This window comes from Psychromonas sp. psych-6C06 (assembly GCF_002835465.1).
Taxonomy (GTDB): domain Bacteria; phylum Pseudomonadota; class Gammaproteobacteria; order Enterobacterales; family Psychromonadaceae; genus Psychromonas.
In genome coordinates this window covers 413294-428735 of record NZ_PIZM01000002.1, presented here as the reverse complement: position 1 = coordinate 428735, position 15442 = coordinate 413294, and the positions used below count along the sequence as shown (strand labels likewise).

General features: G+C 34.1%; 15 protein-coding genes and 1 pseudogene. 12 read left to right on the top strand and 4 right to left on the bottom strand.

Annotation, left to right across the window (positions count from 1 at the left end; all coding sequences use genetic code 11):
* Window positions 1–221: 221 nt before the first annotated feature.
* The 5 genes from rplM (at window position 222) to CW745_RS05145 (ending at window position 2897) form a co-directional block, all read left to right on the top strand.
* Window positions 222–650 (top strand): 50S ribosomal protein L13, encoded by a 429-nt coding sequence (rplM, locus tag CW745_RS05165; RefSeq protein WP_101107446.1) that lies wholly within the window; start codon window positions 222–224, stop codon window positions 648–650.
* A 15-nt stretch (window positions 651–665) separates the two neighbouring features.
* Window positions 666–1055 carry a 30S ribosomal protein S9 gene (rpsI, locus tag CW745_RS05160; RefSeq protein ID WP_101107445.1) on the top strand — a complete coding sequence of 130 codons (390 nt, stop codon included), beginning with the start codon at window positions 666–668 and terminating at the stop codon, window positions 1053–1055.
* A gap of 196 nt (window positions 1056–1251) precedes the next feature.
* Complete coding sequence (locus tag CW745_RS05155) at window positions 1252–1647, top strand: phosphate-starvation-inducible PsiE family protein (RefSeq protein WP_101107444.1); 396 nt, start codon at window positions 1252–1254, stop codon at window positions 1645–1647.
* Window positions 1648–1669: 22 nt separating this feature from the next.
* Window positions 1670–2230, top strand: coding sequence for a GNAT family acetyltransferase (locus CW745_RS05150; protein ID WP_202973156.1), 561 nt, complete (start codon window positions 1670–1672; stop codon window positions 2228–2230).
* Between the two features lie 130 nt (window positions 2231–2360).
* A complete protein-coding gene (locus CW745_RS05145) occupies window positions 2361–2897 on the top strand; it encodes a cytochrome b (protein ID WP_101107443.1) in 537 nt (178 codons plus the stop codon).
* Between the two features lie 67 nt (window positions 2898–2964).
* Here the strand turns inward: CW745_RS05145 and CW745_RS05140 are convergent.
* Window positions 2965–3342: pseudogene (locus CW745_RS05140) on the bottom strand (CreA family protein); the annotation flags it as partial.
* Between the two features lie 326 nt (window positions 3343–3668).
* Here CW745_RS05140 and CW745_RS05135 point away from each other — a divergent pair.
* From CW745_RS05135 to CW745_RS05110, 6 genes are all read left to right on the top strand, one after another.
* Complete coding sequence (locus CW745_RS05135; protein ID WP_153069740.1) at window positions 3669–4100, top strand: hypothetical protein; 432 nt, start codon at window positions 3669–3671, stop codon at window positions 4098–4100.
* A gap of 36 nt (window positions 4101–4136) precedes the next feature.
* On the top strand, window positions 4137–4325 hold the full coding sequence (locus CW745_RS05130) for a hypothetical protein (RefSeq protein ID WP_101107440.1): 189 nt from the start codon (window positions 4137–4139) through the stop codon (window positions 4323–4325).
* The gene (locus tag CW745_RS05125) at window positions 4315–4896 is read left to right on the top strand and encodes an ABC-three component system protein (RefSeq protein WP_101107439.1); all 582 of its coding nucleotides are present in this window, start codon (window positions 4315–4317) and stop codon (window positions 4894–4896) included. Before CW745_RS05130 ends, CW745_RS05125 begins: the two co-directional genes overlap by 11 nt.
* Window positions 4890–5138, top strand: coding sequence for an ABC-three component system middle component 6 (locus CW745_RS05120; protein WP_101107438.1), 249 nt, complete (start codon window positions 4890–4892; stop codon window positions 5136–5138). The genes CW745_RS05125 and CW745_RS05120 overlap by 7 nt, the downstream gene beginning before the upstream one ends.
* Window positions 5131–6885: a DUF2326 domain-containing protein gene (locus CW745_RS05115; protein ID WP_101107437.1), complete on the top strand. Its 1755-nt coding sequence runs from the start codon at window positions 5131–5133 to the stop codon at window positions 6883–6885. The genes CW745_RS05120 and CW745_RS05115 overlap by 8 nt, the downstream gene beginning before the upstream one ends.
* Window positions 6886–7221: 336 nt before the next feature.
* Window positions 7222–10992 carry a hypothetical protein gene (locus tag CW745_RS05110; protein ID WP_101107436.1) on the top strand — a complete coding sequence of 1257 codons (3771 nt, stop codon included), beginning with the start codon at window positions 7222–7224 and terminating at the stop codon, window positions 10990–10992.
* A gap of 452 nt (window positions 10993–11444) precedes the next feature.
* On the opposite strand, the gene CW745_RS05100 is transcribed toward CW745_RS05110, so the two are convergent.
* The 3 genes from CW745_RS05100 to CW745_RS05085 form a co-directional block, all read right to left on the bottom strand.
* Complete coding sequence (locus tag CW745_RS05100) at window positions 11445–11912, bottom strand: CreA family protein (protein WP_101107434.1); 468 nt, start codon at window positions 11910–11912, stop codon at window positions 11445–11447.
* Window positions 11913–12192: 280 nt separating this feature from the next.
* Complete coding sequence (locus tag CW745_RS05090; RefSeq protein WP_343226076.1) at window positions 12193–13017, bottom strand: Zn-ribbon-containing protein; 825 nt, start codon at window positions 13015–13017, stop codon at window positions 12193–12195.
* A gap of 93 nt (window positions 13018–13110) precedes the next feature.
* Complete coding sequence (locus tag CW745_RS05085; protein ID WP_101107433.1) at window positions 13111–14124, bottom strand: hypothetical protein; 1014 nt, start codon at window positions 14122–14124, stop codon at window positions 13111–13113.
* 156 nt (window positions 14125–14280) lie between these two features.
* On the opposite strand from CW745_RS05085, the gene CW745_RS05080 reads away from it, so the two are divergent.
* Window positions 14281–15333 carry a hypothetical protein gene (locus tag CW745_RS05080; RefSeq protein WP_101107432.1) on the top strand — a complete coding sequence of 351 codons (1053 nt, stop codon included), beginning with the start codon at window positions 14281–14283 and terminating at the stop codon, window positions 15331–15333.
* Window positions 15334–15442 lie beyond the last annotated feature (109 nt).

Sequence of the window (15442 nt, the reverse complement as noted above, 5' to 3'; positions counted from 1 at the left end):
GGATAATAATTAAATTACAGTTTTTTATAATAAAGGGGTGATCTACCCCTCTTATTTCTGTATAATCTCGCCGCCCACCTTATCCACACCCCAAAATTTATATGGTGGATTTGATTACGCTTTAGACGTATTCGAAGGGATACGAATTGGCGAAAACACATTTTTGATATGCAATTATTGCTTATCATATTTTTTTAAATCATTAATTTGGGTATAACTTAATGAAAACATTTGTTGCTAAACCAGCTGACGTTAAACGTGAGTGGTTTGTAGTTGATGCTGAAGGTAAAACTTTAGGTCGTCTAGCTACTGAAATCGCATTACGCCTTCGTGGCAAACATAAAGCTGAATACACTCCTCACGTTGATACTGGTGATTACATCATCGTATTAAATGCTGAGAAAATTACCGTAACTGGTAATAAAGCGAAAGGTAAAATCTACTACCACCACACTGGTTTCATCGGTGGTATTAAATCAATTAACTTTGAAGATCTTATCGAACGTGCACCTGAGCGTGTTATTGAGAAAGCTGTTAAAGGTATGTTGCCAAAAGGCCCTCTAGGCCGCGCAATGTTCCGTAAGTTGAAAGTTTATGCTGGTACTGAGCATCAACATTCTGCACAGCAACCACAAGTTTTAGACATCTAATAGGAATATAAAACAATGGCAAATCAATACTACGGCACTGGTCGTCGCAAGAGCTCTGTAGCTCGTGTATTTATGAAAGCTGGTAGTGGTCAAATCACTATCAACAAGCGCAATATCTCTGAATATTTCGGTCGTGAAACTGCTGTAATGGTTGTTCGTCAACCATTAGAATTAGTTAACGCTGAAGAAAAATTCGACTTTAACATCACTGTTAAAGGTGGCGGTACTACTGGTCAATCTGGTGCTATCCGTTTAGGTATTACGCGTGCGTTAATGCAATTTGACGAATCTTTACGTTCTGAACTACGTTCAGCTGGCTTTGTTACTCGCGATTCTCGTATCGTTGAGCGTAAGAAAGTTGGTTTACATAAAGCACGTAAACGTCCACAATTCTCAAAACGTTAATATTACGTTTACGAATTGCAAAAAAGCCCAGTTTATCTGGGCTTTTTTTTGCCTAAAATTTGCCCTCTCTGTTTATCGACTTTTATCCACCCATCACCTGTTTTTATTCAATAAAAATTTGTTTTTACTGATGATTTGTAATCTAATGCGTTTTTTTAAATGAGTAACGCGTTAAAGGGAGTCAAAAGTGAATAAAATGAAAAGCACTGGCCATAAAGCACTAGTGTGGGTTGAAGATGTCAGTTTACTAGTCATTGCACTACTTGCTGTAATTGCAATGGGTGGTGAAATTTGGACCATGATTCAAAAAATGCACGTTGGTTTAGCAGATCTATTATTGCTGTTCATCTATTTAGAAGTATTAGCAATGGTTGGCTTGTACTTAAAGTCAGGACGACTACCGGTTCGTATGCCGTTGTACATTGTCATTGTCGCCTTAGCACGTTATATGATCTTAGATATGAAGAATTTAGATACAACGAGAATGCTAGCGGTATCCGGTGCGATGCTAGTGATTGCCATTGCCATATTGGTTATTCGTTATGGGCATGTTAAGTTTCCTTATATTGGCAACAATAAAAATAATCAGTAACGGAAAAGGGAAATTTTAATAGATGAATATTGAATTAAAAGTCGCAACATTAAATGATGTAGACGCTGTTTTAGCATTGCATTACCGTTACCAAATAGACTCTATTAGTGAGCAAGATAAAGCTGATGGTTTTATTACAACTGCATTTACGCAAGCACATTTAAGTGCATTAATTAGCGATGAACAAGGGCTGTTTATCGCAACGCTTGATGGTGAAGTGGTGGCATACGCAATGGCGGCTTCTTGGGTTTTTTGGTCACAGTGGCCAATGTTTCAATATATGGTCAAGCATCTTGATGATTCAACCTGCTTGGGTGATACGATAACGGCGGATAATTCTTATCAATATGGGCCTGTTTGTGTTGATAAATCGGTACGTGGTTTAGGTGTGTTTGAAAAAGTGTTTCACTTCTCTCTTTCTGAAATGGCTAAGCGTTATCCGATTATGGTGACTTTTATTAATAAAATTAATCCTCGATCTTATCAAGCGCATACGCGTAAAACCCCGTTAACGGTGATCAATGAGTTTAGTTTTAATAATAATCAGTATTATAAATTAGCCTGTAAAACAGCTACAGAATAAGCGTTTTTTGTCCTATTATCATCGTATTATTATCACTTTTACTTTATGTAAACAGTGATATGATATTTTGAATTTGGCAAGTTAAGCGTATCATCAATTCACTATTACTTATCGTAAAAGGCGCATAGCAATGAACAATAACTTATCAAAAATGACCATTCTTTTGCATTGGTTAACCGGCTTAACCTTTATCTTGGTACTCGCATTAGGCCTCTATTTTGATTACCTGCCAAGAGGCCCAGAGAAAGGTGAAATCATGGGCTTACATAAATCATTTGGTGCGATTGTATTTGTGGTCGCCGTTGCAAGGTTAATATGGCGCTTTAAAGAGGGTAGTATTAAGCCTATATCAGAATTAAGCCGACTACAGTCGATTGTATCTACATCGGTACACCATTTGTTGTTGCTCGCGACGGTTATGATGCCACTATCTGGTATCGTAATGAGTATTAGTGGCGGGCGCGGGTTGAATGTGTTTGGTTTCGAAGTGGTTGCTGGTAGCGAGAATAAAGTTGAGTGGCTAGCTCAATTAGCCAACAGTATTCATACCGGTGCGGTTATCGTTATTTTGGTTTTACTCTTTTTGCATGTCGCGGGCGGATTAAAGCATCAACTGATTGATAAAGATGGCACGATTAGTCGTATGTTAGGTAATTTCCATCGTTAAAAAATTTTATTAAGTTAACAATAAAATGCCCGCTAAGTTGAACTTAGCGGGCATTTTTTATGCGTCTTTAAGGCGTAACAACAGGCGTGGTATAAGCCTCTGTTCCCCAGAGAGGTACCGTCGACATAGCGTGTTTATAGCTGCCATTAACTTCCTTCGTGCTATACGAGATATACATCAACGTTTGGGTAGACTGATCAAAAATACGTCTTATCTTTAAGCTTTTAAAAAGAATACTTTTAGACTTTTTAAAAACGATTTCACCCGTGGCTGATTTATCAATATTAGCCAGCATATCTGCGGTTATTTGTCCGGTTTGACGACAACTAATTGAAGACTCAGAAGGATCTGCAAAATCTAAATCAGCAACAATGTTAGAGATATGGCAGGTAACACCATTCACTTGCGGATCGCTGAGTTTTTCGATTTTAATATCTTTTGATGTTGCCTCTATTACACAAACTATAACAGTTTTCTTTTTATTTTTAATCAGTATCTTATCATGAGGTGTTGATATTATTTAAGAATTTGGAACCCTTATGATTAAGGTTGGCTTATTTATTATTTTTCAAATCAGACTCCTACCAACTTCAAGTGACTCCCCCCGCAAATAACACTACAGTATTCACTTTCTTTTCAGATATAACGCTAGGTCATTGTTATTCTTGCTAGAAAATATAAAGTATGTTTTTGATTAAAAATTCAGTGGCGGTATATTAAAGTCATACGATAAAAATATGTTAAGCCATTTACACTGTTGCATTTTATGAGGTGAACATTATTACTATTGCAGAGTTATTAGGTGTTTCTTTGGGGTTGATATCCGTTTTACTTGCTTGGTATTACGGCACAAGAAATATACGTTTAAAGAAAAAACTAGTTGAACACGAAAATAAACTTTTTAAAATAGAAACTTACGTCAGTCAAACTGGCTATAAAAACATGTTACATGATTGTTTTCATACGTTTAGTTATGTTGGTGGTGTCGTATTGATAACTCTAGGAATTAAATCATTTGCTATGTTCTTTCTCCTTACTCAAGCATGTTTAAAATTTTTCGATTTGTTCATTGCTGGTGTTTATATTGGTTCAGGGCTTGTTTTAATTGAGTTATTTATTTTGCTGAGTAAGGCAAATAAACCCAAAGACTCTATGCAAACAATGAAAGCTAAAATAGAGAAGATAAAGTGTGAAATTGAGTGATATCTACAAATCGTTTACGACCAATGGAGTATTTAAATGAGTGATTTATCAACAGGTGAATGGATTGCAATAATTGGAATTGTTGTCGCTATATTAATTGGATTGATTCAAATTTTCCGTATCAATGCCTCGAAGTCTGCAAAATTTAATATAAACCAAACTTCGGGTACTTTCTCAAAAGGTGACCAAAAAATCGATTTGAAAGTAGATCAAAATGACAAATGAGTTAAGTGTTAATCAATCCCAAGCTTTTGGTAGTTCTGGCTCTCAGAGTATAAATATAGATAAAAGTATTCATAATTACCCATTGGTATATGAGAACCTTGTGAAGACGCATAAGGGAGCTATAACGTTTGATCCTAATTCTTTACGTGATGTTATTGTAGCGATCGCTGATGAATACCATGAATTGGAGCAGAAACCTTGTGATTTTGGCTCTATCAGCATTGAAAAGAAAAATGAGCTAAATAATTTAAGCCAGTCTTTCTATGATGAAATAATCTCCAGAGATTATGAACCATATTTTTTTGAGTTAGATTGTTTTTTGAAGCAAAGAGCAAGTGAAAATTTACAAGGTCTTGTCGGTAAAATTATTAAAAGTTTAAACAAAAAAATATTGGTTGGACATAAGCAATTTGATACTTTCGAAGAGCTTCTGATGTCAATTGAAAATGTTTTATTAGACTCACAATATGCTTCCTTATGTAATAAAGAAGATTCAATAAGCTTGTTTTTATTTTACCTGTATGCGAATTGTTTTATAGGAAGAAAAATAGAAGAGGAGCTTATATGTTAAAACCTCATCGCTTTATGAATTTAGATTATTCGCTAGTGCATGTCGCATCGCAAGTTTTACAGTGTTTGAAAGAAAGAGGTAATAAGCAATTACATGAGGTGCTTTCATATGCGAAAACTAGCTGTGAGGAAATCAATGAACAAGATGTAATGCTGGCTATAAGTTTTTTGTATTTACTTGGAAAGGTTGAATATAAAAATGAAACGGATTTAGTTTGTATTTGTGAGATTAATAATGATTAAATTAAGTAAAGTATACTCTAACAAAAAGAATATTTTCCCTGATATAGAGTTTAAAGATGGGTTAAATGTTATTTTTGCTAGTGTGAGTAATCATGCTGATAACAAGTCATCTCATAGTCTTGGAAAAACAACACTAATTGATATTATAGAATTTTGTTTGTTAAAACAGATCTCAAAAGAGCATATATTAAAGAAAAATTGCTTCCTTGATTTTGAGTTTTTTCTAGAAGTTCAATACAGCGAGTGTTGTTTTGTAACTATAAAACGACCTGTAGTTGGGAAAATATCAATCACTTCTACCTCTCAAAAAACTAGGTTTAGTTTAAGTGATAGTCACAATTGGGACCATCCAGAATTAGCCTTCAAAACTGCTAAAGAAAAATTAAATAGTCTAATATGCCCGAAAAAAGCATTTGAATTAGGGTTTAACTATCGAAATGGTCTGCGTTATTGTTTTAGAAAACAAACGCAATATGAAAATACTTTTAAGGTAAATAATAGTAGAGAGGGAGACGCATCTTGGGCTCCATATTTAGCATCCGTAATCGGTATCAACTCTCGTTCAGTTGAAGAAAAGTATGGGGCAAATAGGCGTGTAGAGTCTTTAAAAAATGCAATTAAAGAAGTTAAGAATTTACCTAGTGATAGCGGACAAAGCTTAGAAGCTGAAATAACCCAGATTGAAGCGTCAGTCAGTAGAATGAGGCTTGAGCTTGACAAGTTTGATTTCAAAAAATCAGATGAAAATGTAAGCAAAGAGTTAATTGATGATGTATCTGAAAAAATCTCATCGATGCTTTCTGTAATTTACTCTCTTGATCAAAAAATTTATGCGATTGATAAATCCCTAAAAGCAGAGTTCTCTTTTGAAATGGAAAAAGTGTTAGTTCTGTTTGAAGAAGTCGAATTATACTTTCCTGAGAGTTTAACCAAATCATATGAAGATCTTATAAAAATAAACCAAGAAATGTCTATAGGTAGAAAAGATCGATTAGTCAAAACAAAGCGTTCGATTTTAAATGAAAGGGAGGGGGTCAAGTTAACACTAGCCAGAGAGAGGAAAAGGCAACAAGAATTGACTTCTGTTTTACTTCAAAAAGATGCATTTGAAAAATATAAAAAGTTACAAAGCAGACTCGGAGTTGAAGACTCTAGAGTGGCTGTATTGAAAGAGCGTTTAGCCAAAATCGATCTGGCATCTGAGCTTGGTGATAAGTTGGAAGAAGCTGTGACAGATAAAGGAAAAGTTGCTAAAAAACTCGAAGTTGAAACTAAAGTAAGAGGAAATGAAAAGCTGACTAGTGCGGTTACTATTTTTTCAGAACTTGTAGATCACATTCTAAACTTTTCAGCATTCTTTTATACTGATACTAATAAAGATGGAAACATCCAATTTAAAATTGGATTAAAAGATCAAACCTCAGTTAATGAAGGTTTTTCATATACACGGGTATTATCAGCTATTTTCGATGCAACTTTATTGAAATTGAACTATCAAGATGACTTCTTTAGATTTTGTTACCATGATGGTCTTTTAGAAAGTTTAGATGACCGCCTTAAATTGATGTTAATCGAGGAGTGGCGAGATGTGTCTTTAAGTCATGGCTTACAGTTTATTATTACTGTTTTAGATAGCGATCTACCTTTAAAGGATGATAAAAAAGAATACTTTCAAAAAGATGAAATTATTCGAGAGTTACATGATCGTGGCACTGATGGCAGGCTATTTAAAATGCCTTCATTTTAAATTTTTGAAAGATAATTTTACTACGACTTTATTGTGATGGTGTGCTTTGTCTACCAATCGAACCTATATCTAAGTATGAAGTAGGAGGATAAAAATACGACCTAATTTTCTAAAGGAATAGCAAGGTTGATCGGTAGCTTTAGTTTGTCAATAAATCGTACTTATGATTAATTGTTTAAAACGGGTATTCTTTATTCTCTAGGGACGCTCCGAAAAATCAAGATGCAGCATCTGATTTATATAAGATGGTGTAAATAACTCTGAGTATTTTGTGTTTTCTCCTATTAAATAAATGCAGTTCAGTAGTTACTGAACTGACATTGTAAGGCCTCTACAATGCATTATGATATGTACCCTCTAAAAATATCAGAACTTAATGAATTATTAACCCAGAGCGATCTTTATAAGTCGGAAAATGGGCAAGATCTTAATGCTAGCAAGCATGTAGAAGCTGATTATATCGCAGACATATTACTTAAGTTAAAACTGAAAACTCCTCGATTGAGTCGTGATGTTGTAAAAAAATTGCACTCTGGCGAAATGTCTTGGACAAATATTAATGGTGAAGATGTATCTTTAGCTGAGAGTTTTGATTTTTCTCTTCTTGAAGAGCTAGGCATACTATTCTTTGAACATGGATGGGTACACATAAGCGCACATTTACCTAATGAAAGCCGATATGAAGTAATTGATGAATCAGTAAAACCTATTATAAGGTTTGCTAAAAACCTTCAAGATATAGATAGTCGTCATTTGATCTTAAACCCAACACAATTTTCTATTGATAAATTGCTTTTTGAAAAAATTGTTCCTTCTAGTTATGAGTTTAAGTTTTTCAATATTGAAATTACTAAAGAGAGTGAATTATACACCGTTATTATCTCAGAAGATGGATGGCATAATGGACATCTAATTAATTATTATTTCTGGAAAAAATTCGTTCATTACGAAAATAAAAAGGAGATAAGAGAAAAATATTATGACTTAAGACAATCATATATTGATGTTTTAGGCATGCCGAACGAAGATATTTTTAACCATGAAGAAAAACAAATATTCATAAATTTTTGTAAGGAAAATATTGAGTGTTCAACTTTATTAACAATTCCGTTTGAACGTTATAAAAACATCCTCTGGAGCCACAGAGGCTTTGATCACAGTATTATTTCTGTTTCTCGAACTATGCATATTAATATAGATTTGGGTAATGAAGAAGATAAAAGGAGAGCTGATGAAGTCGTAGAAAAAACCATCCATATAGATGAAGTCGTTAAAAGTTATAGTGTTAATCGCTGCATTAGCTTTGAAACTGATATTGATTTAATTAACTGGGCAGATCGCAATCATGAAATGCATGATCATCAGAATCTGGTTTGTTCTTCATTACGTTCAATTATAGATCATGATATTTTTATCCATTACTCTGAAGCTAGCAGTCATGGAGTTGTAGATGAATTGTACGAAAAAGCAAAAGATAACGTTGTGTTACGATTTTTTTTACTGAATGAGACTTTTGTAAAAAATACGAACACCTATTATTTATACCTCCTTTCAAGACCTGATGCTTTTCTGGCAGGGTTTTATAAGCTGATAGGACAAATTAAAAGAAAATATACGAGTAACAGAGTTCACAATGATTATGTTAAAACAATAGAAAATATTTTAGAACTGCTTTGTATTACAACCATTAATATGGGAATAAAGCATAACAGAGAAAGGGAATTGTCGAAGTTAATACTCTTTTTAGCAAAAGATAGTATTAATAGTTATGAACGAGATGATTCAATTAACTTGAGTTGCCTAAATATACTCATCTCTTGCATTAACAAAGACAATGCAGTGAAGGTTTATCCTCACTTATTAAACGAAATTAAAACTATTGAGTTAGATCCTATAAGAGAAAAGTATACGCTCTACGTATTATTCAAGATGTTGGATTGCAGCCAAAGAAAGTTCAATATATCTGAGATAAGTATCGTAGATAAAATTAAAGGTGAGATATTACTGCATTATAAAAAGCTCTTTGAATTTAGTCTTTTAAAGAAATCATCGTGTTTGAAGGCTGAGAAATTTTATGATGAACTATATTGGTCAGGGGTTGGTGAAGGAGAATTTACAGACAAATTCACAAGTCTAATGCCAACAACAATGAAAATGGCATTAGGTTTTTCTTCAACTAATAAAGATAACCCTATTCAATACACGGAAACAATTAAAAATTACATCCAAGTTTTAATTAATATATTTTCCTTGCCTAATGCAAACAAAAATAAAATTGGAAGATTGATTCGGGATACTATCCTTGATTTTGGCTTTGAGAATCAAGATATCAGCTTTCCACTTTTAAATGATAGTTATACAAGGCTCAATGAAGAAAGTTACGATTTATGGGATAAGCTAACAAATATTTTCAACGATTTTAATGATGATTTATTTGATGAACTATTAAATGGTTTAAGTTCAAAAGCCCCATTATCAGCGATGCTAACCCTACTTTCAAATACGCATATTAGCAGTAGGCGTAAAAGAGTATTATCAGAAATTGATTCTAATGACTATTCAGAGAAAAATGAATCTAGCTTAGATTTTATTGAAAAGTCATTTTCGTTAGCCTTAGAGTCTTCAAAATTGGATTTAGCTAAACTTGCTTTAAATAAATCTAAACAATTTTTTGAAAATCATCGCTATAAAAATCATGTTTCAGTGCAAGAACTAATTTTTAAATGGACTACTTTAGAATACAAGTATGAATTGCTTGTTCAATACTACTCTGATGATCAACCTCTTGAAAAAGAGAAATCAATAAATGAACTGTCTATTCCAAAGTTAGATGTGAAATTTAAAAACAATAGCAGTTTCAAACATTGGGTGCGGGAAGCAAATATTTTTCGAAATTATGTCATCGGGTTAATACATCTCCATGACAATCCAAAATTATCAAGTGTAATATTTCAACGCCTATTTAATGAGAATAAATCCAGTCTGTTTTCTCATTTGATTTTCACATCGAAAATACAGGGGTTAATTAGTGATGATGCAACTGTGTGTGAATTTGAAAATACAATTAATGAATATATTAATCAAAGTGACCACTTTTCGTTTGATTCATTACCTCTCAATTACAAATCTGATTACTTATATGCATTGTTCTTGGCAAAGAAGTATGACCATCTAGTTCGTTTATGTTCAAAACTAAATACGTTAGAGATCAATTACAAACCAGTAACTATTACTTACTGTAAGGTATTACGACTTACTAATAACATTCTTGTTGCTCAAGAATTAATTGATAATTACAAAAAATATCACGCAATAGAAGACAATGATTCTGACTTAATTGAAGAGGTTGAACTAATTGCAACATCCATAAAAGAAAAGCTTCAACCCCTTCAGCGTGAGATGATGAAACATGAAGTGATTAATGCACATAAATCAAATGATGATCTGAGAGTTATTTTTAGAGAGATTAAAGCTAAGTCAGTGACTGACCTTGCATGTATCCTATCAAATGATGAGAAAAACAGTGTAGAGGTTTTTCTATATCGAGAAATTTTAGCTTGTGTAGAAGAATTACTAATTAGAGCAAAGAACCTTGAAATTTTAAATAAACATAAAAATGAAGATTTAATTAATGATTGGTGTGTTTCATTGGCGAATCATAGGTTATCGTGGTTCGGTTTAACACTTTGTGATCAAAAAAGAACAGGTAAAGCGCCAAGTGGAATTGGTGTGGGGGAAAGTGATGGCTTGATCTTGGATAATAGAAACACCCCCATTTCTATTTTTGAGGCATTAAACTTAAGCTCCCTTGACAATACAACCATAGACGCACATTTAAACAAAATTTCGGATTATGACTTATCAGGATTATCGCCTGTTTTCATTGTGTCATATTGTTATTTTTCTAACTTTACCGAAAAAGTTCAAGAGTACTTTTTAAATCTAAAAAGTAAGCAATATGATGGATTTAAAGATGTAGACAAAGATAACCATGAGGTTATTTCTTTGAAGAAAGAGCCTGCATTAATCACTGCCGTAGAGTATCGTTTTCGAGAGGATAAAAAAATAGCGATTTACCACCTCCTTGTAGATCTTAAAATTAAATGATTGAAGTTTTATTATGGTTAATAGGATGTTTTAAACTATGCCTGTTATTCAATTTATATGAGTAAAGAATGAGGCAGCCGTATGGTTTATTTGCTTGATCAATCATTTCTCCTGTTTGTCTGCAAGAAATTAATTTTCACAGCGTCTCTAGTAGGGGATAAGAAGTTAAAAATAAATGCAAAACGTAGAAGGTAAAGTTAGCTCTTGCTTAATAGAAAAAACAGGTGAAATGACGCTGAAAATAATTATAGAGAGTATTTTTGGCAGGGATTGTTTGGAAGGAAACAGACTCTACTATACGCATCAGATGTTAAAGCTGATGGAGATAGCTGAGGCTGAGTGTAATTTTACTTTTGTAAGAAAGGGGAAATTAGATTACACCTTTTCAAATGATATAGTCACAATCTGATTTGAAAGAGAGTAATGAGGCAACCACACGGTTGCCTTTTTTGTTATTGGGTTAATACAGGTTCTGCATAAGCCTTAGTTCCCCATAACGGAACGGTTGAAAGGCTATGTTTGAAACTACCCGATGTTTCTTTTGTTGAGTAAGAAACATACATCAGTGTTTGATTTTCTGCATCCAGTATTCTTCTAATTTTCATTGTCTTGAAAAAGATGCTTTTTGATTTTTTAAACACCACTTCACCTGATTTGCTTTTATCTATTTGAGCAATCATTTCTGGCGTTATTTCACCTGTTTGTCTACAAGAGATTGAACTGTCACTTGGGTCGGAAAAACTAAGGTCAGCTTCTATTGAAGCAATATGGCAAGTTACACCAGACACAATATCATCTTTTAAAATATTTAATTTTATGTCCTGTGTTGTAAACATTCCAAGTGAGATATCACCGACCTCATTATCTGAGCAGGCTGTAAGTAAAGTTGTTAAGCATATAATTGCTAAGATCTTTTTCATGGGTAATACCTTGTGATAATTGTAAATATTGTTTTTAGGTAAGGGCTATTGTAGTTAAATTGTAAAGGTTTACTAGGTGGTTTTTTATGCTATTTTAAGCATACTTTGTGTTAAAAAAATTAAGGAAGTCTTTGGTAGTAAACAAACCTAGTGAAACATTACCCACTTCATCTTTCGAATAGCCCTTATAAATGAAGAATGCAATCACTAATAAAATGAATAGTGAACCATAGATCTTTATCTTTTTTAACATCAAAACTTCCTTTTTAATTGTTGTAGATTACTTTTTAAAATCCCATGACAGGTTAGAGACTAGCTGACACTCATCGCATTTAAAATCGAAAATATCAAATAGCGGAGAAGGTTGTCGCCATTCTCCACCGCAGCTAGGACATTTTCTATTTCTTTCTTCTTCTAAACTGATGCCTGCTACGCGGTATAAGTAGTAGTAGGTTGGTACTTTAGTAACATATTGAATGCGCTTGGCAAGGTTACTACCTCGATAAAAAAGCTTGCTATCTATCTCACCCATCTCTTTTAAAATAGCAGTGGAAACGGCGGAGCCATTCATCTGTAACTCATCACAGTTTATCCACTCTTCCTGCCATTTTATAACACTCTTACGATCGCCATTACTGATCGCTTCTGGCGTACGATATAGTGGGATCGGTTGTAGCGTTTCACCGCATCTAATCGGTGAGCAGGTATCTAAAAAGGTGGTGTATAGCACCTGCCAGCTTGGCGAAAAGTCAGGCGCACATTCGAGTGAGTTTAAATCCTCTGCCACGGTTTTAATTTTAGGCGCCAGTAAACCAGCCTGCGTTAATTGATTAAGTGCATGTGTTACCTGCGGGCTATTATACTGTTCGTCTAGACTATGTTCTTCGGGGCAAACCAAACGTGTTGTGAATACCGCGCCTAACATGGCAATGGGAAATTCACGGCCTAGAATTTGACCGTTGTAGCGAAGCATATCGAAGTAACTATTTATGGCTCTTTCAACGCTTGCGTACTGAGTGTTCTGATAGCACTCAAATGTTAATTCTTTAATAAACACGTAGTTTTTTTCTTCTGTTGTAGGTTGCTTATGCAGTTTTTTATTCATCTATCTGCACAATTAACGGCGGTATAATATAGGAAGTATAACAGTTGAGACTTCGATACCGATAATAACTTTTACCTAACCACTACAATGGTATTATGTTATTTTTTTGCCTCGCAAGTTGGTAAAGTCAAAACTATACCTGTGTTCCACAGGGTTTAAATCACATTCACCTATTAGTCTTTTGTTAAAGGGTAAACCTTTTGATTTAAGGATTATTCTATGACCACATATTGGGCACTTAGCTGAATAGACTTTGACAGATAGCTTTTTAAGCCTTTTTTTCTTAGTACCTGGCTTGTTTAGTTCGTATTGAAGAACAGCGGATGTTAAATTTAGTGGTAACATCCAGTCAGGAATAAGCGCTATGTTATTCTCTATTGCAGTGATGAAATACCTAAAAAACATCATAAAACACAAAATGTAAATCGCACAAATTCCAATCACTGTCCAGCCAATGTCTAATCCAATGCCTATTACCATTAGCCAGAACATAACAAGAGCACTAAATCCAATAATGAAAGGGCTAGCTGTGAATAATATAATTGGTATGCGGTATCTCTCTACATTTAAACTCTGTAACCAGCTTGACCAGAAAAGTAGTTTTGGCGTTGATTCAACATAGTAATCAATTTCATTAGTATCTTGTGTATTAGGCTCATTAGTAGCGGGCTGATTTTCTAAGTTATTAGTTTCTATTTCTTTGTATGACAAACGGTAATTTGTTTGTTTACCTTGGCCTCCAGAATTTTTATCTTTAGTGATCACTGGAATAAATCGGCTGCCAGACTCTGTTGCAATCGATATGAATCTAACTTCAACAGCTTCTAAATGTTCTCCAAGTGTACGATACTCTTTTGATAGCCGGCTACTGTTAACAGAGCCTTCTTTTTTGTCTGCTAACTCTTCAAATTTCTGACACATTTCTGCTGTTGAAAAATAACATTCATTAGCTTTTTCGGCAGCAAGCTCTGGTGAATCTTTTGTTAATTCGATGATGGCTAAAAATACATTCCAAAACAAGTTACCTTTATTTTCATTATCGTATTTATCCCAAAATATCTCTGCCACTTTAATTGCATCATGCATTGCTTGCGTTTTATCACACATATACTGAACCTACATTAACCTACTGATATTTAGTGGATATTACTGGGTATTGCCGAGTAATACTCTGTTTGAACTCTAATTATTAGTTAATTATTCATTTGCGTCGCAAGGAGAGCCCTTGCACCTGTTATGTGAAATACACAAAGGATAATTAACATGAATACTGAACTTAAAACGAAAATTAATGTAGCTCAATTTGCTTATGGAATGAAAAATGACAAGGTAATTAGGATTAGTGAAGTTGAAAAAGGACTCGCTTGTGGTTGTGAATGCATTGGATGTGGTAGCCCCTTAATCGCAAGAAAAGGGGATGTAAAAGTACATCATTTTGCACATCACGATGGCAATAAAAACAACTGCAATGAATCTATTTTACATAAGCTAGGTAAGCAAATTATTCAAGATAAATGCGTGGTTGGAATAGCGCCATTAACGATTGAAGTAAAAGAAATAGATATTGTTGGTAGATACCACAGTAAAGAATTTACTAATAGAAAATACACCTTACAATTTAACAACGTGATACCAGAGCAGTCAGCTGGAGACTTTCAACCGGACTTAACATGCTTTACAGATGATGGGGTGATCTTTATAGAAATTGTAGTTAGCAATGATGTATCACCAGAAAAAACAGAGAAGGTAAAAGAGCGTGGTGTTGCTACCTTATCCATTGATATTTCGGCGTGTAGTGCAATGAGTGATATGGAGGAGCTTATACAAGCTGTGATGTATGACTCTCCTCGTTATTGGGTCTTTCATCCTGTCCATGAACAGATACAACAAGAAATGAAAGAGGAGCTTGAAGCGGAGATAGGGCTAATCAATGATAAAATACGCCAATTGGTAACGCTTAAATATGACTTGGTTTGTAGAAGCTCAATTACTCAGGCCCCTCAAGACACGCAACTAGAGCCAAAACCTAATCAAGTCTTACTGCTAGGTTTTAGCTCTGGCTATGGTTATTCCCGCAAGAAGGGCCGAGACTTTGATTGTTCGTTATTAATGTGTGGCAAGTTAATTCAGGGCTATTCATCAACTAATTACAATTTACGCGGTAATGGTGGTTATGATATCGAAAAAGTGTCATTTGATGAAAGCCTAATCCCCAAGCTGGACTCTATGACTTTTCCTTGCGTTGTAGAGTTTGAATTTAAAATGGTGACTGTTTATGGGCGCCCGCAAATGGTTGTTTCGAATATAGTGCAATAAAACTAAATCTAAACACCGACCAAGGCCTACTCACGGAGATGACCAAAGTGAGTAGGTCAAATACAGGAATTCCCCTGATTGAAATATTTGTAATCTGCATTTATTTGCA